Source organism: Paraglaciecola sp. 25GB23A (genome assembly GCF_040012495.1).
GTDB lineage: Bacteria > Pseudomonadota > Gammaproteobacteria > Enterobacterales > Alteromonadaceae > Paraglaciecola.
The window spans coordinates 120,830-145,431 of the sequence record NZ_JBDYKM010000005.1; the positions used below are offsets into that span (position 1 = coordinate 120,830).

Annotated in this window: 22 protein-coding genes; 4 read left to right on the plus strand and 18 right to left on the minus strand. The window is 42.2% G+C overall.

Going from position 1 to position 24,602, the window contains the following annotated elements:
- Positions 1-117 precede the first annotated feature (117 nt).
- On the plus strand, positions 118-486 hold the full coding sequence (locus tag ABKW31_RS10915; protein ID WP_348616383.1) for a DUF2237 domain-containing protein: 369 nt from the start codon (positions 118-120) through the stop codon (positions 484-486).
- A gap of 4 nt (positions 487-490) precedes the next feature.
- Here ABKW31_RS10915 and ABKW31_RS10920 read toward each other — a convergent pair whose 3' ends face one another.
- The 3 genes from ABKW31_RS10920 to ABKW31_RS10930 all read right to left on the minus strand — a co-directional run bounded on the left by ABKW31_RS10920 (position 491) and on the right by ABKW31_RS10930 (position 2,816).
- Entirely contained in the window at positions 491-910 is a 420-nt protein-coding gene (locus ABKW31_RS10920) for a DUF4112 domain-containing protein (protein WP_348616384.1), read from the minus strand.
- A complete protein-coding gene (gene hemH / locus ABKW31_RS10925; protein ID WP_348616385.1) occupies positions 910-1,989 on the minus strand; it encodes a ferrochelatase in 1,080 nt (359 codons plus the stop codon). Before hemH ends, ABKW31_RS10920 begins: the two co-directional genes overlap by 1 nt.
- Positions 1,990-2,429: 440 nt before the next feature.
- Positions 2,430-2,816 carry a DUF1304 domain-containing protein gene (locus ABKW31_RS10930; RefSeq protein WP_348616386.1) on the minus strand — a complete coding sequence of 129 codons (387 nt, stop codon included), beginning with the start codon at positions 2,814-2,816 and terminating at the stop codon, positions 2,430-2,432.
- Positions 2,817-3,029: 213 nt separating this feature from the next.
- On the opposite strand from ABKW31_RS10930, the gene ABKW31_RS10935 reads away from it, so the two are divergent.
- Positions 3,030-4,217, plus strand: a complete 1,188-nt coding sequence (locus ABKW31_RS10935; protein ID WP_348616387.1) for an SAM-dependent methyltransferase — start codon at positions 3,030-3,032, stop codon at positions 4,215-4,217.
- A gap of 39 nt (positions 4,218-4,256) precedes the next feature.
- Here ABKW31_RS10935 and ABKW31_RS10940 read toward each other — a convergent pair whose 3' ends face one another.
- From ABKW31_RS10940 to ABKW31_RS10985, 10 genes are all read right to left on the minus strand, one after another.
- Positions 4,257-5,498: a leucine-rich repeat-containing protein kinase family protein gene (locus ABKW31_RS10940; protein ID WP_348616388.1), complete on the minus strand. Its 1,242-nt coding sequence runs from the start codon at positions 5,496-5,498 to the stop codon at positions 4,257-4,259.
- An 83-nt stretch (positions 5,499-5,581) separates the two neighbouring features.
- On the minus strand, positions 5,582-6,460 hold the full coding sequence (gene hflC, locus ABKW31_RS10945) for a protease modulator HflC (RefSeq protein ID WP_348616389.1): 879 nt from the start codon (positions 6,458-6,460) through the stop codon (positions 5,582-5,584).
- Positions 6,461-6,463: 3 nt separating this feature from the next.
- A complete protein-coding gene (gene hflK / locus ABKW31_RS10950) occupies positions 6,464-7,618 on the minus strand; it encodes an FtsH protease activity modulator HflK (RefSeq protein WP_348616390.1) in 1,155 nt (384 codons plus the stop codon).
- A 98-nt stretch (positions 7,619-7,716) separates the two neighbouring features.
- Positions 7,717-9,003: a ribosome rescue GTPase HflX gene (gene hflX / locus ABKW31_RS10955; RefSeq protein ID WP_348616391.1), complete on the minus strand. Its 1,287-nt coding sequence runs from the start codon at positions 9,001-9,003 to the stop codon at positions 7,717-7,719.
- Positions 9,004-9,024: 21 nt separating this feature from the next.
- Positions 9,025-9,267 carry an RNA chaperone Hfq gene (gene hfq, locus ABKW31_RS10960; protein ID WP_348616392.1) on the minus strand — a complete coding sequence of 81 codons (243 nt, stop codon included), beginning with the start codon at positions 9,265-9,267 and terminating at the stop codon, positions 9,025-9,027.
- Positions 9,268-9,344: 77 nt separating this feature from the next.
- On the minus strand, positions 9,345-10,289 hold the full coding sequence (miaA, locus tag ABKW31_RS10965) for a tRNA (adenosine(37)-N6)-dimethylallyltransferase MiaA (protein ID WP_348616393.1): 945 nt from the start codon (positions 10,287-10,289) through the stop codon (positions 9,345-9,347).
- Positions 10,282-12,078 carry a DNA mismatch repair endonuclease MutL gene (mutL, locus tag ABKW31_RS10970; protein ID WP_348616394.1) on the minus strand — a complete coding sequence of 599 codons (1,797 nt, stop codon included), beginning with the start codon at positions 12,076-12,078 and terminating at the stop codon, positions 10,282-10,284. Before mutL ends, miaA begins: the two co-directional genes overlap by 8 nt.
- 46 nt (positions 12,079-12,124) lie before the next feature.
- Complete coding sequence (locus ABKW31_RS10975; RefSeq protein WP_348616395.1) at positions 12,125-13,471, minus strand: N-acetylmuramoyl-L-alanine amidase; 1,347 nt, start codon at positions 13,469-13,471, stop codon at positions 12,125-12,127.
- Between the two features lie 10 nt (positions 13,472-13,481).
- Positions 13,482-13,994: a tRNA (adenosine(37)-N6)-threonylcarbamoyltransferase complex ATPase subunit type 1 TsaE gene (gene tsaE, locus ABKW31_RS10980; RefSeq protein WP_348616396.1), complete on the minus strand. Its 513-nt coding sequence runs from the start codon at positions 13,992-13,994 to the stop codon at positions 13,482-13,484.
- The gene (locus tag ABKW31_RS10985) at positions 13,991-15,568 is read right to left on the minus strand and encodes an NAD(P)H-hydrate dehydratase (RefSeq protein ID WP_348616397.1); all 1,578 of its coding nucleotides are present in this window, start codon (positions 15,566-15,568) and stop codon (positions 13,991-13,993) included. The genes tsaE and ABKW31_RS10985 overlap by 4 nt, the downstream gene beginning before the upstream one ends.
- Between ABKW31_RS10985 and queG the strand changes: the two genes are divergently transcribed.
- Positions 15,553-16,689, plus strand: coding sequence for a tRNA epoxyqueuosine(34) reductase QueG (gene queG, locus ABKW31_RS10990; RefSeq protein WP_348616398.1), 1,137 nt, complete (start codon positions 15,553-15,555; stop codon positions 16,687-16,689). The genes ABKW31_RS10985 and queG overlap by 16 nt on opposite strands.
- Before the next feature lie 32 nt (positions 16,690-16,721).
- On the opposite strand, the gene ABKW31_RS10995 is transcribed toward queG, so the two are convergent.
- The 5 genes from ABKW31_RS10995 to ABKW31_RS11015 all read right to left on the minus strand — a co-directional run bounded on the left by ABKW31_RS10995 (position 16,722) and on the right by ABKW31_RS11015 (position 22,189).
- On the minus strand, positions 16,722-19,124 hold the full coding sequence (locus ABKW31_RS10995) for an MMPL family transporter (protein WP_348616399.1): 2,403 nt from the start codon (positions 19,122-19,124) through the stop codon (positions 16,722-16,724).
- Between the two features lies 1 nt (position 19,125).
- Positions 19,126-20,070: a VacJ family lipoprotein gene (locus ABKW31_RS11000; RefSeq protein WP_348616400.1), complete on the minus strand. Its 945-nt coding sequence runs from the start codon at positions 20,068-20,070 to the stop codon at positions 19,126-19,128.
- Positions 20,071-20,360: 290 nt separating this feature from the next.
- On the minus strand, positions 20,361-20,738 hold the full coding sequence (locus ABKW31_RS11005) for a hypothetical protein (RefSeq protein ID WP_348616401.1): 378 nt from the start codon (positions 20,736-20,738) through the stop codon (positions 20,361-20,363).
- A 64-nt stretch (positions 20,739-20,802) separates the two neighbouring features.
- Complete coding sequence (locus tag ABKW31_RS11010; protein WP_348616403.1) at positions 20,803-21,552, minus strand: methyltransferase; 750 nt, start codon at positions 21,550-21,552, stop codon at positions 20,803-20,805.
- A gap of 7 nt (positions 21,553-21,559) precedes the next feature.
- The gene (locus ABKW31_RS11015) at positions 21,560-22,189 is read right to left on the minus strand and encodes an NAD(P)H-binding protein (protein ID WP_348616405.1); all 630 of its coding nucleotides are present in this window, start codon (positions 22,187-22,189) and stop codon (positions 21,560-21,562) included.
- Between the two features lie 125 nt (positions 22,190-22,314).
- Between ABKW31_RS11015 and ABKW31_RS11020 the strand changes: the two genes are divergently transcribed.
- The gene (locus ABKW31_RS11020; protein ID WP_348616406.1) at positions 22,315-24,528 is read left to right on the plus strand and encodes a S9 family peptidase; all 2,214 of its coding nucleotides are present in this window, start codon (positions 22,315-22,317) and stop codon (positions 24,526-24,528) included.
- Positions 24,529-24,602 lie beyond the last annotated feature (74 nt).

Consider the following 24,602-nt stretch of genomic DNA (forward strand, 5'->3'; position numbering starts at 1 on the left):
GCTTGTTATTGACGCGTTTTTCTGCACCAAACTGTAGCATATTCCAAATGATTTGACTGGGGTAAAGCTTGCTAATTTGTTATGCTTTCAGCAGATTAATTATGATTGAGAAACTCCATGGCAAATGAAAAAAATGTATTAGGTAAGCCTTTAAAATTATGTTGTGGTAACGGCGGCTATACCCGCGAAGGGTTTTGTTATGTGCCCGCCAGCGACTCCGGTAATCACAGTGTTTGCGCTATTGTTACTGAAGAATTTTTAGTTTTTTCAAAAAGCCAAGGTAATGATCTTTCTACTCCTATTAAGCAGTATCACTTTGACGGTCTTAAGGCGGGTGATCGTTGGTGTTTATGTGCCGCACGTTGGCAAGAGGCTTTTAACGCGGGTAAGGCTCCACAAGTTGTGTTATCTGCGACTAATGAGGCCTGCTTAGCTATTATAAAACTCGCAGACCTGCAGACTCATGCAGTAGAAGAACTCAGCTAACGCTTTACACGTCTTGTTTATCTTGCCAGTCTTTTAGCGCTTGTTGGCCATTGGCTTTAATTGCAGCATGCTGATTAGCCACCCACCAGCGCTCCATTATCCTGACATTCTTCTGGTTAGCCCGATAAAACACATCGGCAATATCACCAATAAAGGGTAACAAACCAATGATAAAATCAAATCCGATATTCTTTATCATTTGCGCTAACACTAAACCGGGCATACCCAATTGTTTGGCATAATGTACGATTTTAAATGACAATATTAGCGACACCACATCACCTGCGAAGGGCAATAAACCAATCAAAAAATCCAAACCCAATCTAATTTGGGTAAAAGGAATTCTGACCGCATTATCCAATAGATTGGCCAGTTTTTGCGCCTTGAGTAGACTATCGGGTGCAGTGATCGCTGGATTAGTCATCAGTCCTTTGCTCCTAAACTTTTTGCTAAATTGGCGCGCAGGGTCACATCAGCATCTACCGACCAACCCTGAATATTTTGGCTAACCAAACTGGCCAACAGTGCAATATGCTGCGGATCACTATTTAAGGCCTCAATATATTCATAACGTTCACCACCGGCATGCATAAAATATTCGCGATTTTCTTCGCCAATTTCTTCGATAGTTTCTAAACAATCAGCAGAAAAGCCCGGGCATACTACCTGCACTGACTTAACTCCTTGTAGCGGGAAACCTTTTAAGGTTTCGTCGGTATAAGGCTTTAACCATTCTTCGCGGCCGAAGCGAGATTGAAAGGTAGTCATATGCTCGTTTTTGTTCAAACCCAAGTTTTCAGCTATCAGTCGAGAAGTTTTATGGCATTCACAATGATAGGGGTCGCCATTTAATAAATAACGCTTGGGGATGCCATGATATGAAAATAATAATTTATCGGCTTTGGCGTGTGTTTGCCAATGAGCCCGAATTTTATCAGCAACGGCTTGGATGTAGTCGACATTATCATGATAGTGGCTAATAAAGCGGATATCCGGCAACCATCTTCTGTTTTCCATGCTGTGGCTCAAGGCATCAAATGTCGAACCACTGGTAGAAGCACAATATTGTGGATACAAGGGCAAAACAAGCAGTTTTCTTACCCCAGCTTGTAATAGCTTTTCTACGCTACTATCGATGGATGGAGAACCGTAACGCATGGCGTGCTCAACGATAACACTATCGCCAAACTGCTGTCGCATAACATCTGCCAACGCAACAGCCTGATTCTGAGTATGCACCAACAATGGCGAACCTTGTTCAGTCCATACGGTTGAATACGCTTTGGCAGAGCGCTTAGGCCGAATATTCAAAATAACTAAGTTAAGTATCATCCACCACAGCAAGCGCGGTACTTCTACCACTCTAGGATCTGATAAAAACTCTTTTAGATAGCGTTTTAAAGCGACTTTATTGGGAGCATCTGGTGTCCCTAGATTAGTGACAATGACACCAATCTTATCTTCTTGACCATGACTAAAATTAGGGCTACCACGATATTTCATAGAACAACTCAATACTATTTAAACTAAGCGTTATATTACGCGATTTAATCGCATTTGGACTAGACCATTCAGTTATTTACCAGGTTAATTTCTTCAGCCTACATTGGCTAGAGTTATAGGTGCATGACGCTCTAGCTTGCAAAGAACACAAACAGGTAAAAGTACTATTGTGGTGGCTCTTTAATATAGCGCTCTTGGCACTGCAGTATGAATGGTCTTAAACTCAATTTAATCGCAGGATTGGTGCCAGTGGTTTACAAGAAAATAAGCCATCCTTTAATTTAACTGACTTAAAGCATAATTCTATGGTTATAGTTTAGGCGATTTGGAGTTAAGAATAACTAAAGGTATCTTATGGGAGATTCTTTAAGTAAACATATAACCAAAAAAAAGAGCGTCATTTAGTCGCTCTTATTCTAAATTCTAGCTGTAGCTCAGGATTAGGAAAATAATCTCTGCTCACCCGCTTGGCGTCCTTTAGTTTTTAATACAAAAAGTAAAGTGATAAAAGCAGGTAAGGCTTGTACATAAAGAATCGAAGTATTAGCTGTTAAGCCTCCTACAATACCGGCACCGATAATAGCCAATAAAAAAAACACTTTTACACCCTGATTAGAACTAAACAAGCCCCACAATAAACCTACCGCTAAAATGCCGTTATAAAAACCTTGATTGAAGGCCAGTACTTGTGAACTTGCTGCAAATTCTGCAGTCATATTAAACACTTTTAAACCAATTGGCGCGTCCCAAAAAAACATTTCCAACGCCATAAAACCAAAGTGCATGAGCGCAACAAGTAGTGTCAACAAACCAGCAAAAAACTTCATTCAGGGTCCTTTTATTTTTATTGTTAGAGTATGAACATAGTGGGCGATTTACAAAAAAGTTGCAACGCTGATTTACCAGTAGCGTATTAACTTAGATACCGGCCTAGTCAGTTAAAAAGCTGCAACATTTAATTCTACAACGAATTAGTTCATCGCAGGCTTTAGGCGCTACAATAGCCAGTAAGTTCATTTATAAAGTAAAACAATATCCGCATGATGCCACAGCCTATCCGCACAAAAGAGCAGTTTTTAACTCTGTTATCAGAAAATTTGCAAACTAACAAATTAATTAAACTACTGCTTAGTAAGAATCGAGGTAGTGATAAAGAGTTGCAGCGCATAGTAGTGCGGCCGATAATAATTCGAGAACAGCCGATGCTATCTTTTGTACTGAGTTACAAAACCAACGATATCACTAAGAACCAGCCATTTACTGAAGGATTAGCTGCAATAAATGGTTATTTGGAGGCAGATTTTAAAGCCGCGCATATGTATTCCACTGAACAAGAAATACAATTAGATATCAGTAAAAAAGGCAAAGAAAGCATTCATAGTCATGCTCTTACAGCATCCACTAGCGTTGCAATCAATCAACAACATAATAAAGAAAAGCAACGCTTTGTTGAATTAAGCCGACCTTATTTGCAGGCATTGGGAGTCACTGACAGTGAGCAACGTTTAATCCCCTCAATGTCGCGTAAATGGAAACAAATTAATAAGTTTATCGAAGTATTCAGCCAGGCATTGGCTAACTCGCCCTTGAGTACAAACGAAGCCATGCAAGTGGTAGATTTTGGCTGTGGTAAGGGATATTTAACTTTCGCGATCCATGATTATTTGCAACATCAACTAGCAATAAACTCGCAGGTAAGTGGAGTAGAACTGCGCACTGAATTAGCCAAATTATGTCAAGATACTGCTGAGCAACTTGAACATAAGGGTTTAAATTTTGTTTGTGGTGATGTCAAAACCCATGCGCCACAGCAAACCGATGTAATGATTGCCTTGCACGCCTGTGACGTAGCTACTGATTATGCAATCAACTATGGGATAAGGGCCAACGCTGCCATTATTATGTGCTCACCTTGTTGTCATAAACAAATTCGGCCACAGATGCATAGCCCTGAGTTACTGCAGCCGATGCTACAATTTGGCGTACATCTAGGACAACAAGCCGAGATGGTCACTGACTCGTTACGTGCCTTGTTATTAGAAGCCCATGGATATCAAACTAAAGTCTTTGAGTTTGTTAGTCTAGAGCATACTAATAAAAATAAGATGATTTTAGCGACTAAACGCAAACAAGTAACAGATAACAGTCAGATACTCTTGCAAATAGAAAACATCAAACAATTTTACGGCATCAAAGAGCATTGTTTGCAAACATTGTTAGCTGAGTAAGTATATTCAAGCTAAATGACTCAGTCACATGTTATGGGTTCAAGTCTGGCTCACTTTGCGCCACTTTAAGTAACGAGTATCGGTGTGATCATGCTCATGGCAAATACTCAGTAAATCATCAATAAAAAGCTGTAGAGATCGATGTTCAATTTTTTTGATATTGCTCTGTTGATTAGCCGATAGCATATGATATTGACTTGCTGCACCAAAATCGCCAAAAATAATATTCGCTTCTTGATCAAACAAGGTGTTGTGAGCATAAAGGTCACCATGGCACACCAACTTATTATGCATATGCTCAAACACGTCTTGCATTTGCATGACGATTTTATCAATGTGGCTAATGGACAGCCGAAAGCCTGCAGGGAAGGTGTCCCGAGTACAGCTCTCTAATGATGGAGGCAGGCCTAAGTTGGCATAGTTTGGAGGGATTAATTCCATCACTAAGGCCAATGACTGCGGCTGAGCTACCTGCGCCAATGGTTTTACCAAATATGGATGATAGCCGACCTGTAAACATGCGTTCAGCTCATCTTGAGGATACCCATCACTGGTCACTTGGCCCTTAAACACCTTAACGGCAATATCGATTGGATATTGAGTTTGTGCTTGAGTCCATTGCCCTTGATAAATCACGCCAGAAGCGCCTTGCCCCAGAATCTCGCCCAAAGTAAAACTGGTAGGATCGATGTCGGGTACCTGCGTTGGATTATCTGTTGAATGGCAAAAAGGATTGCCTGCAAAGGCAAACCAAGCTAATTTTGGTAGCGTCAATAATTGCTCAGGACACTCAGTCAGACAGTTAGCCGAAATACGCACTAATTCAAGATTGTGTAATTGACTTAAAGTCTGCGGAAGTTGGCTCAAGCGATTGCCGGCCAAGGCGAGCTTTTGTAGTCTGGGCCTAGCACCTAATTCATCTGGTAACCTTTCAATTTGGTTGTCGGTGAGGATCAACCATCTCAATTGAGGAGGCAAAGCAGCAGCGCTTACCTGCCTAATCTGATTGGCTTTAAAACCTATCATTTCAAGATTGAGGCATTGACCTAAGACCTCAGGTAATGATTCAAATAAATTGTTCGAGGCAAAGACAATTTTCAGTTTTGTCATTTGAGCCAACTCTGCAGGCAAGCTGCTGAGGCGATTATTGGATAAATCAAGCACTTCTAGGCTATCAGCCAATGACAAAATTTCTAAGGGAAAGGTCGTTAAATCCTCAGCTAAGGCTAAACGTGTTATTCCAATTAGTTGACCAGCTTGTAGTTGAGCAAGGGTTTGCAAAATAGACTTTCCAAAGTAGATAAGGTGTAAACAGCAAAAAGCGCCCTAAGGCGCTTTTTATGTAGAATAAACTGTCGAGGAGCTTATTTGCCCTTTTGACCGTTCATGTAGCGGAAGAATTCAGTATCAGGCTCCACCACTAAGACGTCATTTTTACTATTAAAGCTGGCTCTATATGCATCCATACTGCGTAAGAAGCGATAAAACTCAGCGTCTTTAGTATAGGTATCAGCATAAATTTTGGCAGCCAAGGCATCGCCCTCACCTTTTAATTTACGCGCATTACGTTCAGCATCAGCAAGCATAACCGTTACCCGAGCATCAACATCTGCTTTGATAAAATCGGCTTTTTTCTTACCTTCAGAACGGTGCTCTCTAGCAACCGCTTCTCGCTCAGTTCGCATACGTTCAAAAATAAAGTTACGTACTTCAGGGGGTAAATTGATTTGCTTAACTCGCACATCAACAATTTCGATACCGAGCTCATCTGAACTTAACGACGCTTGGTTCATCGCCTCATCCATCAACTCAGAGCGCTCACCTGATACAATTTGAGAAATGGTGCGCGTACCAAACTCAGAGCGTAGTCCGTTATTGACTTTCTGTTGCAATAATATTTCAGCGTTGGCTTTAATTGCACCAGTAGCTAAATAATATTTGGCAAAATCTTTAATCTTCCACTTCACATACAAATCAACAATTAAGTCTTTCTTCTCTGAAGTAACAAAACGGCTAGGCATTTCATCTAAAGTTTGAATACGTGCATCTAACACCACAACACGGTCGAATATGGGCAGTTTAAAATGTAAACCCGGCTCAAATACAACCGTTAAGTTAGCGTTATCACGCTGTACCTTCCCAAACTGGATAACGATGGCTTTGTCACCTTCACTCACAACAAACAGCGAACCGTAAGCTAAGAAACCAAGTAAAATAACAATAACAGCAATAAAATTTTTCATACCTTAGTTCCTCCCCGTGCGACTGTTACTGCGCGAAGTAACCGTTGAATTATCTACAGAAGTTCCACCATCTTGATTACGCAGACCTTCTAAGGTGCTGCGGTTAGCAGCTGGCGCACTACCACTAGATTGGCGCTCAAGTATTTTATCCAAGGGTAAATACAGCATGTTGCCTGACCCTTTTGTATCCACCAATATTTTACTAGTATTGCTATACACTTCTTGCATAGTTTCTAGGTATATACGGCTTCGTGTAACGTCCGGAGCAGCTTGATACTGGGGTAGTAATTCTTCAAAACGTGCAATTTCACCTTGGGCTTGAAGTGACGCCTGCTCTTTATAAGCTTGTGCCTCTTGCGCCATACGGTTTACTTGACCACGAGCTCGAGGTTCAATCTCACGGGCATAAGCGTCTGCTTCATTGACAAAACGTTGCTCATCTTCTTGTGCTGCGATTGCATCATCGAAAGCGGCTTTCACTTCATCTGGTGGGCGTGCATCTTTAAAGTTCATATCGACAATAGCAAGACCCATGTCGTATGACTCAATGATGCTTTGCAATTCATCACGTACATTTTGACGGGCAACTTCACGACCACTAGTAAGAACGTCATCCATAACAGAATGACCGACTACATAACGAATGGCACTGTCGAAAGCCTGACTTAAGCTCTCTTCAGGGTTAGTTACCGCGAAGCTATATTTATAGGGTTCTAATATGCGATATTGAACTTCCATTTCAACTCGAACCACGTTTTCGTCTTGAGTCAGCATTGATCCAGACGAGGCCATTGAACGCACTGTTTGTACGTCAACCGGTACCACTTTATCAATAAAAGTCGGTTTCCAGCGCAGACCAGGCTCCACAAAATGGCTAAACTCACCAAAACGCAAGACCACACCGCGCTCTGCTTCACGGATAGTATAGAAACCACTTAATACCCATACAGCAATAAGTATCGCTGCGATGACACTAAGGCCGATACCGCCGAAGCTTTTACCGCCCGAACTAGATCCGCCTTTTCCACCACCACCAAACTTACCAAATTTATTCATGATGTTTTTAAACACCTCATCTAAATCTGGTGGACCTTGGTCTTTGCCACCCTTATTCTTCCAAGGGTCGTTGTTATTTCCGCCGGGCTCATTCCAAGCCATCTTCACTCTCCAATCAGTTGATTCAATTGTTTACAAGGTTTAGGACAACGTTAAATAGTATCAACGTTACCACATGAAATCTGCTTATATTACCCTCACTAACTCACTATATAGTCTTCTAAGTTGGTTTCGGATCGTTTAATTAGTCTTTGCCAGTCACTGTGAGCCATCCTCACATCAACTTGCCAATCACCTTCTTCAGTATAACTTTGTTCTGCAATGCAATTTAATTCGTAAAATACTCCTCTGAGTTTACTCAGACTAGGGGGAATACGTAAACGATGTTGCACCATATTAGTCGATAAACATTCGGTAATCGCGCTTAGTAGCAAATCAATACCAATGCCCTCTTGAGCCGACAACCATACCCGAATCGGCATATTGTCCTCATCACGATCTATCCTTGGGTTGATGCCTTCCATCCGATCAATTTTATTACATACCACCAATTGCTGAATATCATCAGCACCGATCTCTTCCAGCACCTGATTTACCTGATCGGTATTTTCTAAATAATGCTCATCAGCATAATCCACCACATGTAATAGTAGGTTAGCTTGCTGTGTTTCTTGCAATGTAGCCTTAAACGCCGCAATCAGATCATGGGGCAAGTGACGGATAAAACCAACCGTATCGGCTAAAATAGCTGAGCCAATATCTTGTAACTGAATTTTTCTAAGCGTTGGATCTAACGTAGCAAACAATTGGTCTGCCGCATAAACCGCTGATTGAGTAACAGTGTTAAATAAAGTCGATTTACCCGCGTTGGTATAGCCTACAAGGGACACAGTTGGAATTTCAGCTCTTAGACGCGCACGGCGACCTTGTTCACGCTGAACTTGGACTTTTGATAAACGACGGGTGATACTTTTAATACGTTCACGTAATAATCGTCTATCCGTTTCTAGTTGGGTTTCGCCCGGACCACGTAAACCGATGCCACCCGTTTGTCTTTCAAGGTGAGTCCATCCACGGATCAAACGGGTACTCATGTGTTTAAGTTGAGCAAGCTCTACTTGCAACTTACCTTCGTGAGTTCGCGCTCGCTGAGCAAAAATATCTAATATGAGACCGGTACGATCTAATACCCGACATTGACAAAGCTGCTCTAGATTACGTTCTTGAGAAGGGCTCAGACTATGATTAAAAATAACCACATCGGCTTGATTGGCACGCACAGCATTGGCAATTTCTTGGGCCTTACCGCTACCAACAAAATATCTGGCCTTGGGTGTTTGACGAGAGCCCGTTACAACATCAACAGCGTTAACACCTGCAGAAGATACTAAAAGTTGCAACTCGACTAAATCTTCTCTGCTGTTTTCATCGGAAAAATCAACATGAACTAAAACAGCTTGCTCACCAGCTGCATAACGATCAAACAATCAACTCTCCTACTACACGCATTATTCGTCGTCAGCGTCCTGCCCAGTTGCCGCCATAGGAATAGCGCGCGAAGGCACAACAGTTGAGATAGCGTGTTTATAAACCATTTGGCTGACGGTGTTCTTCAACAGGATAACAAATTGGTCGAAAGACTCGACCTGTCCTTGCAGTTTTATTCCGTTAACAAGGTAAATAGACACAGGAATACGTTCCTTCCGTAGCGCATTTAAGAATGGGTCTTGTAATGATTGCCCCTTTGCCATGATCTATCCTTTTCTTTTTATTATGAAAATTACTTTAATGGTGATTATACAGTTTTTCAAAAAGCTGTATAGCATTGCTAGTAGTGAAGTTTGCTTAGTTTAATGACTTGAGTCAAATTGTCTTTAGCAAATGTGTCTAATGGGTGAATATTTTCCCACCCTCGCAACCAAGTAAGTTGACGTTTTGCCAATTGACGTGTGGCAGCGATAGCGCGTTCCTGCATTTCACTGTAATCAAACTCTTGATCGAGATATTGCCACATCTGGCGATAACCTACACACCTCATAGAGGGCAAATTGAGATTAAGATCAAGACGTTGGCGCAAAAATTCAACTTCTTGTTGAAAACCTTGCTGCAACATTTGCTTAAATCGCACCTCAATTCTCTCATGTAAGACCTTTCGATCGGTCGGAGCAATAGAAAACTGATAGCTCTGATAGGCTAGCGGTGCAGATTTTTGCAGTAGCAATTCAGACATAGATTTTTTAGTTAATTCATATACTTCTAAGGCGCGCACTAAGCGTTGAGGATCATTTGGATGAATACGCTCTGCCGATTTAGGATCAATCGACTTTAAACGATCATGCAAGGTTTGCCAGCCAACTAGATCAGCTTCTTCTTCAATATTTGCTCTGATCGCTGCATTAGATTCTGGTAGGAGTGATAAACCATCCGTTAAAGCCTTGAAATACATCATTGTGCCGCCCACTAATAGCGGGATTTTCCCTCTAGCGCTGATTTCATCCATTGCAGAGATCGCATCACGACGAAATTCGGCTACCGAGTAACTTTCAGCGGGGTCTAGAATGTCGATCAAGCGATGAGGCGCCAAGGCTAATTCCTGCGCAGTGGGTTTGGCCGTGCCTATATCCATGTCTTTATATATCAGCGCTGAATCAACACTAATAATCTCACAGGGTAAATGTTGGCAAAGTTCGATGGCCAATGCCGTTTTGCCTGATGCGGTAGGGCCCATTAAAAATAGTGCGGGGGGCAGAGACGCCTGAGTATTTTTAAGCATATTGACTCAACCACTGTTCAAAGGGTATTTTTTTGGCCACCGCGGTTATATATTGCTCAAAACTCTGTGGAATATACTGCCAGTAATTTTGCCAAAAAACCATTAACTCGGCTTCGTTTATACTACTATGTTGTTCAGCCAAACAAGTGATCAAACTCTCTTTTAAGCTAGACAAGTCTGGATCTTCTGTAGCTAACAAACGTTCTAAAATTAAGCTCCAGTCAAACTGGCGCATTCCAGCAGGAATTTTGCGTAAAATGATACGTTTTCCCTGCCATGCAATTTCAATCTGTAAGGCTAATAAAGACGCTTGTAGTATTTTGGCGTTAGTGAGCAAGCGTTTATCACCCTCGATTGAAACTGGTAATAATAACGGCTGACAAACAGGTAGGCCCTTGGCAAAAGTATGTCGTAACTGCTGTTCAATGAGTTTTGCTATTTTGAACAAATAAAACTGACTGTTTGCTTTAACTAACAAGAGCTGTTCGTTTACCCGTAAAAAATTTGGCAAATTAGCGGTTTGTGGTTCAGTAGTAGTCATTAACGATTGATAAGCCTGACTCGCCTTTAGCACATTTGCTGATATGCTAGTTGCTGCTGAACTGCTCTTCTGATTTGTTGGGGGATAACGAGGCATACTACCGTTATTTGTTGAATAAACCGGTGTCTGCATCGACTGAGTTTCACTTACTTGAGAGTCACTTTGCTTAGTCAGAGGGCGAATATAATCATGATTTGGCTCAACGCTTGGTAGGTCTTGTTTAGTACTATTAGTGTCACTATTGCTGGTAAAATATTGGTTAAGGGCATCACTCAGTGCTCTAAAGATAAAATCATGCACTAGTCGACTTTGATGAAAACGCACCTCGTGTTTTGCCGGATGCACATTCACATCCACCTGATTAAGCTCTAGGGTGAAGTACAGTACATAGGCTAATTGGTGGTCTGGAGCAATCACGCCCTCAAGTGCTTGTCGCACGGCATGGTTCAACAATTTATCGCGCATCATGCGACCATTGACGTAAAAGTACTGGCAATCAACCTGCATTTTGGCCATTTGTGGCGAAGCTAACCAGCCCCGTAAACAAAAATCCTGATACTGACTATTCAAAACAATGCCATGTTCACTAAAATCATTGCCACAAATAGCCACTAATCGTCTTTGTTGGGCTTGTTCAGTTTCAGCTAAGGCATACTTACGGACTATTTTACCGTTGTGTTTCAGAGTAAATCCCACGTCAAACCGGCTCAAGGCGATGCGCCGAATAATTTCATCAATATGGGTGAATTCTGTTTTCTCTGCCCGCAAAAATTTACGTCTCGCTGGCGTATTAAAAAACAGATCACTAACGTCCACACTGGTGCCATTAGGGTGAGCAACGGGATTGAGTTTCACCTCCATGTCACGCCCTTCGCAATGAGCTTGCCACGCATCCTGCTGCTGCGCAGGTTTAGAGCTTAAAGTGAGTCGCGCCACAGAACTGATACTTGCCAAGGCCTCGCCTCTGAACCCCAAACTAGCAATATGTTCGAGATCATCCAAACTGCTTATTTTGCTCGTGGCATGGCGGCTTAAGGCTAAAGCTAACTCTGCTTGGGGAATTCCACTGCCGTTGTCACGGATCAAAATACGTTTATGCCCCCCTTTTTCAATTTCAACATCAATCTGTGTAGCCCCTGAATCAAGACTATTTTCTACCAATTCTTTGACCACAGATGCGGGGCGTTCAACCACTTCTCCGGCGGCTATTTGGTTGGCTAATCTGGCTGGTAAAATTTGTATTGGCACAATACAACCTGTAAAAACAATGAGGAATAAATGAAAAAGGCTAAAATCAGGTTTGCGGTATCGTCAGTATTTGACCAATCCGAACCACATCAGTCCTAAGATTATTGGCCTTTCTGAGCTGATCGACATCAACATTATAACGCTGGGCCAACAAAGACAAAGACTCGCCACTGCGAACTTGATGAGTACGGTGTTCCTTTTTAAGTTTGGCCCACAACGAACCATCGGGTGGAGTACGCTTAAAATGATTTTTAATACCATCAAAAATTGACTGCGCTATCTTCTGTCGGTGTTTTGCATTATTAAGATTTTTTTCTTCGCCGGGATTAGAAATAAAACCCGTTTCAACCAATATAGAAGCGATATCTGGAGAAGTTAACACCGCCAAACTTGCAGCCTGAGGCACTTTTTTATGCATTTTAGTGATGCCTTTTAGCTGGGCAATCACGTCTCGACTTAAGTCGTAACTAGTGGTTAGTGAATGATCCATCGACATATCTAATAAAGCTTGGGTCAAATACAATTCACTGGCAGTGTCTTGAATAATTTCGGCCGCACCGCCGAGCAACTCTGAATGTTTTTCGGTATTTTCCATCCAACGGCCTAATTCAGTATTTGCTCTACTCATCGATAGCACCCAAACAGAAGCACCACTGGGTTGTGGAGTAACAAAAGCATCAGCGTGAATGGATACTAATAAATCGGCTTTGTGTTGCCGTGCAATCGCAGGACGTTTATTGGGTGAAATATAATAATCACCGGTGCGCGTCATGATTGCTTGCATGCCCGGCTCTTTGCTGATTAAGGCTTCTAAATACTTGGAAATACTTAAAGTGACGTCTTTTTCATAGCTTCCACCACCACCGATAGAACCGGGGTCTTCTCCGCCGTGTCCGGCATCGATGACTACTACAATATTGCGCTCTGAACTAGCCGTTTGAGCATTAAGTATAATTGAGGGGGCGGGATTGTCATCACTTAGGTCGATGACTAAACGATCATTATACGGCGTCGTCGGAGGCAATGAAAAAACCGTTGTATCCAGTTTCTTATTAAGTTCAATAACAACCCGTATTGAGTCTTTAGTTTTTGCCTTGCTGTAACGTAGTTTTTTAACCAAGGTACTTTGATTATCAACTCGGCTAAAATCGAACTTATCGCTGGCGTTTGCGATGTCAATCACTAAACGCTCAGGATTACTCAGCGTAAAATAACTAAATTCTGGAGATTGACTCAGGTCAAAGACCAAACGGGTATTGGCCGGCGAAGGCCAAATCCGCAAACCATCGATGTTATTTTTCGCCTGTAGGGTAAAACTCAGCAATAAACAAACAAGCAATGCACAGACTGCTGTTATATTAACCCGTTTTCTAAAACACCAAGCAATTTGCATATTATTTTTCTTATTTTTCACTCTCAGATACTGAATTTCGAGCCACAAGACTTGCGAGCAATTTTTCTCCTCGAGCTGTCAAGGCACTCATTGACAACGATCTAACTTGCAGACTGAAGCTTATACTAATGTTTAAATCTGCTGCTGCCAAGAGTCTAAGACCTTTATCCGGCCACTCAATAAGGCAAATGCAGTCATTTTCAAAATAATCCCTAATCCCCATGAACTCTAGCTCTTCCGGATCAGCTAAGCGATATAGGTCAAAATGAAAAATCCGCCAAGGTGCGATTTCATAAGGTTCAACCAAAGTATAGGTTGGACTCTTGACCTTGCCAATATGCCCCAAACCTTGAATAAAACCGCGACTAAAGGTGGTTTTCCCCGCCCCCAAATCGCCCTGCAAATAGATGACGCAAGACTGACTGCATGATTGTGCCAAGTCTGCCGCCAATTGAAGCATGGTCAGCTCATCTAATGATTCAAAATTTCGGGTTTGTTTTATCCCTTGGCCAAATATTTTCATCGGTAGTTTAATAATACTCGTAGAGGTTGAAATAAATCACTGGCTATCATACCACGTTGGCCATACTCACTGGCAACTCTATCACCTGCCGCCGCATGCAAACAAACCCCATAATTAGCGGCAATTTGTCCAGACATACCCAGGCCTAACATAGCGCCAATCACGCCACTAAGCACATCCCCCATACCGGCAGTCGCCATGCCAGGATTACCATCAGCGCAAACATAACAGTCCTCACTGTTATGGGGATGACAGATAATAGTACCTGCACCTTTTAGCACACATACAGCTTGATAACGGCTTGCAATAGCCTGACATGCTGCATACCTGTCTTGTTCAATCTCTGGCACCGTGACACCTAACAATCGAGCCGCTTCACCGGGGTGAGGAGTAAGAACACAATGACCTAAATTTATGACTTGTTTCGCCTCATACCGTTTAGCCAGTAAATTAAGACCGTCAGCATCAATAACGATCGGTTTTTCAGTATGCTGTAAATAGGCCAATACGTGTTCAAACAGGCTTTTTGCCCACTGGTCGGTGCCAAGTCCTGGCCCCAAAACCAAACAAGTACTCCACTCGAGAGCAGACTTGATAGCGGCAATTCCTGTTTCAATCTGAAGCATTATTTCTGGCTGGCTTGTGGCAACTACCACTTGACTGTGTTCATGACAGAATACTTTTACCAATCCGGCACCGCTGCGCAAAGCCGCTGTAGCACTAAGACAAACTGCACCAGCCATGCCCTTGTTTCCGCCAAAGCATACTAGTCGGCCAAATTTACCTTTATTCGCGTGATTTTGCCTATCGGCTAATTTTGTCAGTGTGGCCCAACTTATCAAGTTTGCTTGTGCCTTAACTAAAGCAAAAAAAGGTTTACCAATCGCGAGCTCATCCAATAATAATTGCCCACAAAAGTGCTTACCTATTCCAGTAACCAAACCAGGTTTTATGGCAACAAAGGTCACTGTGCGCTCTGCTTCAACCGCTATGGGTAGCGGAGCGCCGGTGTCAGCGTGCAAACCCGAGGGCAAATCAATACTCACAACCGGTATCGTACTCAAATTGACTTGTTTAATCACATCCTGCATAGGGGAACGAATTACTCCCTGTAATCCTGTGCCCAGCAGTGCGTCAACCAATAAGTCGTATTCTCTAAAATCTACTTCCTGCCAGTTTAATACTAAGCCATCACCTTGCTGCCATAATTGTTGAGCCTTTAGCGCATCAGAGCTTAAGGTGTGAGTGGGGTCAGCACTGGCCAAAATAACGTTGAGGCCATGCAGTCTGGCCAAACTAGCCACAATATATCCATCGCCCGCATTATTGCCTCCCCCTACTAAGACAAGTATTTTTTCGGCTAAGGGATAATAGGTTTGAATACAATGCATAACCGCTGCGCCTGCACGCTGCATTAAAGCAAAACTAGTACACTCTAGTGATGCCGCCGCAGTCAGTTCATGTTGACGAACCTGCTCTGCGCTAACTAATTTATATGCTAAGCTGGCGGGCGTTTGTTCAATTACATTTTCTTTCAATTCTAGGGGTAAGCTCACTTTTGGATTCTCAAGCATTGACGCAATTAGCTGAAAATATCAAGGCTTGGGGCAAAGCGCTAGGCTTTCAGCAAGTTGGTATTTGTGATGTTGACCTAAGTCGTCATGAAAAACACTTGCAAACATGGCTAGATAAAGGCTTTGCTGGTGAAATGCAGTATATGCATGAACATGGTTTGAAACGCGCGCGTCCTGCAGAACTATTGGCTGGTACCGTGCGAGCTATCAGTGTGCGCATGGACTATCTGCCCCCTGATGCACAATTTGCACGAACCTTAAAAAATAAAAACCAAGCCTATATTAGCCGCTATGCCTTGGGTCGCGATTATCACAAATTAATACGCTCACGCTTAAAACAACTCGGTGAAAAAATAAAAAGCGAATGTGAACAATTAAATTATCGTCCTTTTGTTGACTCAGCCCCAGTGCTCGAACACGCCCTTGCAGAAAAAGCTGGAATTGGCTGGACTGGTAAGCACTCACTTACCATTAACAAAGAAGCAGGTTCATGGTTTTTTCTTGGCGAACTATTGATTAATTTGCCCTTACCGATTGATACCATGGTTAAAGAACAGTGCGGCAGTTGCACTGCTTGTCTGACCATCTGCCCAACACAAGCCATTGTAGAACCCTATGTGGTCGATGCCAGGCGCTGTATTTCCTATCTCACCATCGAACAAAAAGGCGCGATTCCAGAGGAGTTTCGTTCTTTGATCGGTAATCGGGTTTATGGCTGTGATGATTGCCAGTTAATTTGTCCGTGGAATCGTTACGCCAACATTACTGCCGAGGCCGACTTTCATCCACGTAAAACCCTGATGGCCAAAGACTTGTTGGATCTATTTAGTTGGGACGAAAACACCTTTCTAAAACTTACAGAAGGATCGGCTATTCGGCGTATTGGTTTCGAACGTTGGCAACGCAACATCGCAGTTGGTCTGGGGAATGCGCCCTATTCTTCGCAGGTACTTGCCGCACTCACTCAGGCACGTTTACACGCTTCTGAATTAGTCGCTGAACATATCGACTGGGCCATTAGCCAACAGCAAATAAAAGCCAATAGTCACAGTGCCGCCCTGCCACGCCAGACCGAACGTTTGATAAGAAGCATCGAAAAGGGTCTGAGTAGGGACGCTTGATTTAAACAGCTAAGCGCAATAGGCCGTTTACATTACCCTTTTACTTGTTCACTACCTTGGCAAAAGCGACTCAACATTGCTGGTAACAAGGTTAAGTCAGTTAACAAGGCCACCAACATCGCTAAACCTGTTAATAGCCCGAACATAACACTGGGTACAAAGTCAGAGAAACTCAGTAATGAAAATCCTAAGGTGATAATGAAGGTGGTGTATAACAAAGCAAAGCCAATACTGGCATAGGTAGCCTTGACTGCATCAGCCGCGGATTTATCATGTGACTCATGCGTGAAACGATGAACAAAGTGAATGGTATCATCCACTGCAATTCCCATCGCAATCGCTGCAATTGTGATCGTCATCAAATCAAGGGGGATCTTAAACCAGCCCATCAAACCCAACACCAGCATAGTGGATAATATATTGGGAATAATGGCAATAAGCGCTATTTTGAACGATCTAAATATGGCTAACAACACCACAAATAAAGCGGCATAGACAATACCCATGGTTAGGATCTGAGAGCTAAACAAACGCTGAAGTATGTCTTGATACAATACAAATAAATTGCCTAGAACAAAAGAATGTGGCACTACTGAAACGCCCTCCACATCTTGTTTGAGGGTTTGCATAAACTCAGCACGGTTGAGGCCTTCGGTGGTGTCTTTAATCCGACTACTGATGCGCAATTGTTGGGTTTCGGGCGAAAAATATGAACCCAATAACTGCTCTGTTAAGGATTTATCGATTAAACGATAGATTACGGTCAATTCGTATTCAGTAAGCGGTTTACCGCTATTAATAATCTGCGCCAGTTCCGTGAAGTTCACCACTGACGTGACATTACCCATGGCGGCAAACTGTCGCATGATAAACTGCACTTTTTGCAAAGATTGCACGCTTTGTGCGCTTAAAACTAGCTCTTTGTCTTGTTGCACTTCAGGAATGTTATAGATGATATCCAGTTGGGTTGAACCACCAAATTGCTGATCAATAAAGGAAAGCTCTTTGAACACCCGTGTCGATTTATCAAAATAATTAATAAAACTATTTTCCACACTGAGTTTACTTAAACCCACTGCGCTAGCTAACAACAAAACAAGGCTAATGGCAAAAATCCAGTTTGGCTGGCTTAAGCTTAAGCGCTGCAAACCATTGATTATAAAGCGACTTATGCGATGAACTTGTATTTTATCCTGACGGTTAAATAAGCTAACTATGGCCGGAAAAAGTATCAAACTTACCAAAATCGAAATAACCATAGCGACCATCATCATCCAACCAAACGATACCACTGGTTGAATACCACTAAACAACAAAGACGCAAAACCCACACAGGTAGTAAAGCCAGCATAAAAACATGGTTTGAGTTTATTAATGAAGGTTGTTTGCACTAACTCTTGTTGAGTTACGTCGGGTAACTGACCTGCCAACTGGCGATATTCCACCAGCAAATGGATCACAATAGCCAAGGTCAGAATAAGCTGGAGTGCCACAAAATTAGACGAGATAACTGTTGTGCGCAAATCAAGCAAACCAAACAAACCAATGGTCAGTACCACACTGACCGCACAGCAAATTATAGGAATAAGCACCCAGCGAAATTGACCAAATATCACCCATAATAAGAGGCAGATAACTACCCCGATAGCACTGCCAAAAATCACTAAATCATTCTGTATGATGTCAATCAGTTGAAAGGCCAGAACTTGAGCGCCACCTAAGTAGATATTTGCCTGCTGTTTATACGGCTCAATGATGTGATAAATCTCATTGATTTCCTTTTGACGTTGTTGATTGAGTTTTTGTTCCAAGGGATCCGCTTGTTGTCTTAAGCTGTTTATCTGCTGTTGATCTTGTTCGGTGAGCTCATCATTAAGGACTTTTTTCTGCAAATCAGTAATTTGGTTTTGAATGTCGCTCAGGGCCTTATCAGCTTTGAATACCACTTGAATAGCGGTGGCAGTCATGGCTTGATTAACTAAAAGGTCGGTATAAAGTGGGTGGTTTTTGAACACTTCACGCATTTCTTGTGGCGCATAGTGTTTACTCTGCCACTTCCATTCATCGGGATCTAATTTGGCATCAAGGGAAGTCGCTTTTGACAATAGTGGCACGTTAAGAATATTGGTCACTGAGGCAACTCTATCGAGTTTACTAAAGGCCTCACTGAGCTGGGCAATAGTTGTAAAAGATTCGTCGGAAAAAACGTCTCCACTCTTGGGCTCATAAGCCACCAGAATAAATTCTTGCGGAGCGAAGCGCTGATTAATAACCTGAGTTTCAATATACAGCTTGTTGTTTTTAAGTAACAAGGTTTCGGCAGAAGCATCAATTTTAAAATTTTGCACAAACCAAGCTAAAACAAGGGTCAAGACCACAAAAATGCCGATCATAAGTTTGTTGTGTTGGGTTATAAAACGCGCAGCTACCTGCATTTTAAGGTTCCAGCGCTGGCTTGGTAAACTCAGCTTCCTTGTCACTGGGCTCTAGCGCTTTTACAGTATGTTGCTTTTCTGAATAGGGGTTAAGCGGAAACGCCTCAATTGGCATGGCCCCTTCGGTAAATTGCGCATCACGTAATACGCCTTGTAAATAGAGATTACGGAAAAATAAGTAGGGGTCGTCACTTTGTTGCTGCAATATTTCATAACTACCTGCATGAGGGGCAAATTCATGAAAACTACCAAAAGCCTGAATATATAAACTTTGCGGTGCATCGGCCACAGTATTAAGGGGATGGATAACTCCCTCTACTAAGGTAGAGAAACCATTGCGGGTATCAGTTTGTCCAAGAAAGGGTAAAACTAAAAAACTGCCATAGGCCATATCATAACTAGCCAGCGTTTGATTTAAAGTGGCTTTTTGCTCTTTTAAGGCAAACCAAGCGTCGGCAGGATCAAATAATCCCAGTAGCCCGATAGTAGAATTGATTAGGAATCGCCCAACACTCACCCCCGTGTTAGAACCATTACCCTGCAAAACATGATTAAGCGCATTGAGTGGTTCACGAATATTACTGAAAAAATTAGTAACACCACCCCGAACGGGCGTTGGCACCACATTTTGATAACCGTTGCCTATGGGAATTAAAATATGTCTAAACATAAAGTCATTAAAGGCAAACATCGGGCGATTAAAACTTTCAAAGGGATCACTAAAATTTTCGGGCGCATAACTCACTACGGTAGGAGCAAGTTCAAAACTGCCGTGTGAGCTATCAATCCGCATGTTTTGTGTTTGTGAGTCTGTTGCCGGCTCATTTTGCGTTTTATTGACGGCACAGCCACTGCTCAGTCCTAACAGTAGCAAAACCAATAAACAGCAGATAGATAAGGCACTAGGTTTCTGTCCATTAAAGCTATATTTGGCGCAACATTTCATCGACACTTCCTTATTTTTAGCGAGCTATCTGATCAGACTGGCAAGCAGCTTATTCCACAATAAAAAACTTAGGTTTTCTAACTCCCTACAGCACAAATCATGAAACTTAGACAATGTGGTATTAGTGCAACAAGTAATGATACACCTCGTTGCAGAGTAGAATTACGTTACAAATATTGTTCCAATGTGGCTATCCAGCAGAATACAGGGCCTTAACAGTAAATATACGCTCTAGTACTTAATATATTCTGGCCATTTATACAGACTAAGTAGGAAAATACTACCCACTCCTAAACATAGGCCTGCACAATACGAGGAACTGAACCGTGGTAAAAAGGCAGGTTGATATCAAACTCTACGTGATCGGCTGTGTAGCCATATAAACCAAACAAATTGCCACGACAATGACTCATAATAATGACAAATTTAGGTTTGAGTTCAACATTTTCTTTAAAAGGGTCAAGCACAGGGATGTTATAACGCCCAAATTTTAACAAACCGATATGGCGACCATTTCGATAAACAACTTGATCATAAAGTGGGGAGTCAATAACGGCATACACGGCAAATTTAGGTACCTGGATTGGCACTCCCTGCCACGTCACTTCAACTATTTGCAATTGCTCAACCAATGAGCGGATAGACTCTGGCAACTTAGACGTATACATGACTTACTCCCATCAAGTTTGGTTGATCAATTCAGTAATGCAAACCCACTCAGGCTTACTTCCTTCAAAATCGCAAATAGTAGTCTCGACATAATTCAATATACTGTGATGAATATTGCTTAGCTTGTGAATAAATAAGCAAATTGTCATATAGGGTTTCACTTGAGTATCGACTGAATTTCAATATTTGACGAGTGATTTTTCCACCTACTATACTTTTTACTTGCAATTGATGGACGACAAACAACTGTTGCTGTTGCGCTTGCTGTATAAATTTGGCGCAAATATCAGCAGGTAAAATACAAATAAAAGTACCGCGATCAGATAAGTGAACATTGACATATTTGAGCAATTCACTATGAGCAAGGCAAGAGACTTGCCGAGCATTGATGCGTGCTTGGTCATGTTGCTGGATATTCTGCTGGTTGCTGCTTGGGTTTTGGGCAAAATATGGAGGATTACTCACAATTAAATCAAACTGCTGTGGCCAGTGACGTTGGTGTCGTAAGTCCTGCAATGCCACATGTGCAAAATTCAGCTTATTAGGCCAGGGGCTGAGAAGGCCGTTTATTTTTGCTTGTTTTACTGCATCGGGGTCAATATCGATGCCGTAAAGTTGACAACTATATGTTGTTTTTTGCGCCAACATCACCGCCAACAAACCTGAGCCCGTGCCGATATCGAGTACATTTTGTGCTTGCTCTGGCTTTATCCAACTACCAAGTAAGATACTGTCAGTGCCTACTTTCATGGCGCATAAGCTATGCTCAATAAAAAACTGCTTAAACTGAAAACCGGCTTTTACGCGTGTCATAAACCTTTCAAAACTGTTGTAAACGTATCATCTGCGCAGCCACGTCTGCAGCATGTACTGGTCGGTATTTGGCAAACTTGCCCCTTAACAATGGCGCAAAAACCTTAGCGGCTTGCATGCCGATTTGCTCACCCAGACGAAAATCTTGGCGCTCACCTAACAGTAACGACGGCCTAACCCCAGACGCATTATTTAAGCCTGTCATGCCCATAATCGCATTTTCTAATTCGCCCTTTACTCGCAGATAAAAATTACGACTTTTAGCATCTGCGCCAACTGATGAAATCCAAACAAAACTTAGGGCTCGCTGCGCGCGGGCTAATTGCGCCGCAATGTGCACATATTCAAAATCTACTCGTCGAAACGCAGAGCGACTACCCGCTTGTTTGATCGTTGTACCTAAACATACGTATATGTGGGCAGCACTAAAATAGCCTTGATAATCTTCTAATTGATTAAAATCAATCACTATGGGTTGGAGCTTTTGGTTAGGAGACTTAAATAAATGTTGCGGCAAAGGCTTGCGTAACAAACACGTTACGCTTTGGTAACGCCCATCATCAAGTAATTGATTAACCAGTGCTTTACCCACTAAGCCTGTGGCGCCTAATACTAATGCATGTAATTTGTCCGACATGTTTTACCTATGAGTAGAGAGAGATTACAATGCCCAACCAAGACCTATGCTACTTAAAACATTATCAGTTTCAGGTAGCATAGAAATAAATAGTTAACGACAGAAATAACAGGATACTGATAATAATGAAAAAACTCACCTGTCTTTTACTTTGCGGATTCAGTTTAATGACCAGCCATAGTTACAGCGAAAGTCTCACCATAGAGCGCATGTTTGCATCACCCGCCTTAGAAGGTAGCGCACCACGCAGCCTTAAAGTATCGCCAGACGGCAAAAGAGTGACCTTTTTACAAGGCAAAACCAGTGACTATGAACGACTTGACCTCTGGGAATACGATCTGAGAACGAAAAAGATCCAGATGTTATTTAATTCTGATGACCTTAGTTCCGGTCCAGAAGAATTGTCTGACGAAGAAAAAGCTCGGCGCGAACGTATGCGTTTGAGCGGCAGCGGCATTGTTAGTTATGAATGGTCGAAAGATGGAAAGGCCCTTTTGTTTCCCCTAGGTGGCGATCTTTACTATTTTAAATTGGGCGATAAAAAAGCCCTACAACTGCTTGATACGCCTGAATTTGAAACTGATTTTAAACTATCTCCACAGGGCAACTACGTATCTTATGTGCGTAATCAAGATCTCTACATCAAACACATTAAAAATGGTGTAGAAACACGCCTAACCCATGATGGTCAGGGCAATATAAAAAATGCCATGGCTGAGTTTGTTGCACAAGAAGAAATGAATCGCATGACGGGATATTGGTGGTCACCCGATGAACGCTATATTGCCTTTACCCAAATTGACGAGAGTCCAGTACAAGAAATTACTCGTAGCGAAATATACGCAGACTCCATCGAAATGATTACTCAGAGATATCCTGCTGCAGGCACCCCAAACGTATTGGTGAAACTGGCTGTCATGGATGTTGCTAAACAATCAAGCCAATGGATTGATTTAGGCGCAGATAAAGACATCTATTTAACCCGTGTAGATTGGATGGCTGATAGTCAAACTCTAAGCTATCAAATCATGCCCAGAGATCAACAGACACTGAAATTAAAGGCCTATAATTTACGTAAAACCACCCAACAGACATTGTTAGCAGAGACCAGTACAACTTGGGTTAACCTCAATGACGACTTGCATTTCTTAGCTGATAATAAACATTTTATTTGGGCTTCTGAGCGTGATGGCTACAAACATTTGTATTTGTATAAAACCAACGGTGAATTAGTTAAACAACTTACTCAGGGTAACTGGGTTGTGAATAATATTGAAGCCGTAAATGAAGCCAAACAACTGATCTATTTCAGCGGGCGCAAGGACACGCCTACTGAAAATCATTTATACTCTGTATCCCTTAAAGATGGCGCAATTGAGCGTATTAGCCAACGTGCCGGCACACATTCCATTTCATTTAGTCAAGATGCCAGTATTTATGTGGATAACTATTCGACTACCAATACTCCGCCGCAAGTCAGTTTACATAGGGCCGATGGCACACAAATCACCTGGTTAAGTGAAAATAATATTGATGAGAACCACCCACTTGTTGCCTATCAAGACCAATGGGTCAAACCAGAAATAGCCAGTTTTAAAGCTGAAGATGGTACCGAGTTGTATTATCGCTTGTACAAACCGGCAAATTTGCAGGAAAAACATCCGGTGATAGTTTACCTCTATGGTGGACCCCATGCGCAAATGGTAACCAACAGTTGGGGTGGTAATCGTGGCTTGTTATTTCAACATTGGGTAAACAAAGGTTATGTGGTATTTACTCTGGACAACCGTGGCTCAAACTATCGCGGCAAAGCCTTTGAAGATCCCATTTATAAAGCAATGGGGGCCATAGAAGTGCAAGACCAAGTCTCTGGTGTCAAATTTTTGCGTACTCTACCCTATGTGGACGCCACCCGTATTGGTGTTCATGGCCACAGTTATGGCGGCTATATGACGTTAATGAGCATGTTCAAAGCCGGTGATTATTTTCAAGCTGGGGTAGCAGGTGCACCGGTTACCGACTGGGAACTGTATGATACCTTTTACACAGAGCGTTATATGGGTAATCCTAATACCGATAAAGATGCTTACACCGCCTCATCTGTATTTCCTTATGCCAAGGACTTAAAGGGCGATCTACTCATCTACCATGGTATGGCTGATGACAATGTCTTGTTTACCAATAGCACCAAACTTTACAAACACCTACAGGACCTAGCGATTCCTTTTGAAGCCATGGATTATCCCGGTAAAAAGCACAGTATTCGCGGTAAAAACACGGGTATTCACTTATATAAAACGATCACTAACTTTTTCGACAAACATTTTGATATGAAATAAAAAAACGCGTCCTAGTGGCTAAAAATGAGCTAGTAGGACGCGCTATTAAATCTGCATTACAGAACAATTAATCG

Coding starts and splice junctions, on each gene's coding strand:
- ABKW31_RS10920 (WP_348616384.1), bottom strand. CDS start 910: ATGACTAATCCAGCGATCACTGCACCCGATAGTCTACTCAAGGCGCAA.
- ABKW31_RS11000 (WP_348616400.1), bottom strand. CDS start 20,070: ATGAAATGTTGCGCCAAATATAGCTTTAATGGACAGAAACCTAGTGCC.
- ABKW31_RS10930 (WP_348616386.1), bottom strand. CDS start 2,816: ATGAAGTTTTTTGCTGGTTTGTTGACACTACTTGTTGCGCTCATGCAC.
- tsaE (WP_348616396.1), bottom strand. CDS start 13,994: ATGAAAATATTTGGCCAAGGGATAAAACAAACCCGAAATTTTGAATCA.
- miaA (WP_348616393.1), bottom strand. CDS start 10,289: ATGCTTAAAAATACTCAGGCGTCTCTGCCCCCCGCACTATTTTTAATG.
- ABKW31_RS10995 (WP_348616399.1), bottom strand. CDS start 19,124: ATGCAGGTAGCTGCGCGTTTTATAACCCAACACAACAAACTTATGATC.
- ABKW31_RS11010 (WP_348616403.1), bottom strand. CDS start 21,552: ATGACACGCGTAAAAGCCGGTTTTCAGTTTAAGCAGTTTTTTATTGAG.
- hemH (WP_348616385.1), bottom strand. CDS start 1,989: ATGAAATATCGTGGTAGCCCTAATTTTAGTCATGGTCAAGAAGATAAG.
- hflC (WP_348616389.1), bottom strand. CDS start 6,460: ATGAAAAATTTTATTGCTGTTATTGTTATTTTACTTGGTTTCTTAGCT.
- ABKW31_RS10935 (WP_348616387.1), top strand. CDS start 3,030: ATGATGCCACAGCCTATCCGCACAAAAGAGCAGTTTTTAACTCTGTTA.
- ABKW31_RS10985 (WP_348616397.1), bottom strand. CDS start 15,568: ATGCTTGAGAATCCAAAAGTGAGCTTACCCCTAGAATTGAAAGAAAAT.
- hflK (WP_348616390.1), bottom strand. CDS start 7,618: ATGGCTTGGAATGAGCCCGGCGGAAATAACAACGACCCTTGGAAGAAT.
- hfq (WP_348616392.1), bottom strand. CDS start 9,267: ATGGCAAAGGGGCAATCATTACAAGACCCATTCTTAAATGCGCTACGG.
- ABKW31_RS11015 (WP_348616405.1), bottom strand. CDS start 22,189: ATGTCGGACAAATTACATGCATTAGTATTAGGCGCCACAGGCTTAGTG.
- ABKW31_RS10915 (WP_348616383.1), top strand. CDS start 118: ATGGCAAATGAAAAAAATGTATTAGGTAAGCCTTTAAAATTATGTTGT.
- ABKW31_RS11020 (WP_348616406.1), top strand. CDS start 22,315: ATGAAAAAACTCACCTGTCTTTTACTTTGCGGATTCAGTTTAATGACC.
- ABKW31_RS10975 (WP_348616395.1), bottom strand. CDS start 13,471: ATGCAAATTGCTTGGTGTTTTAGAAAACGGGTTAATATAACAGCAGTC.
- ABKW31_RS11005 (WP_348616401.1), bottom strand. CDS start 20,738: ATGTATACGTCTAAGTTGCCAGAGTCTATCCGCTCATTGGTTGAGCAA.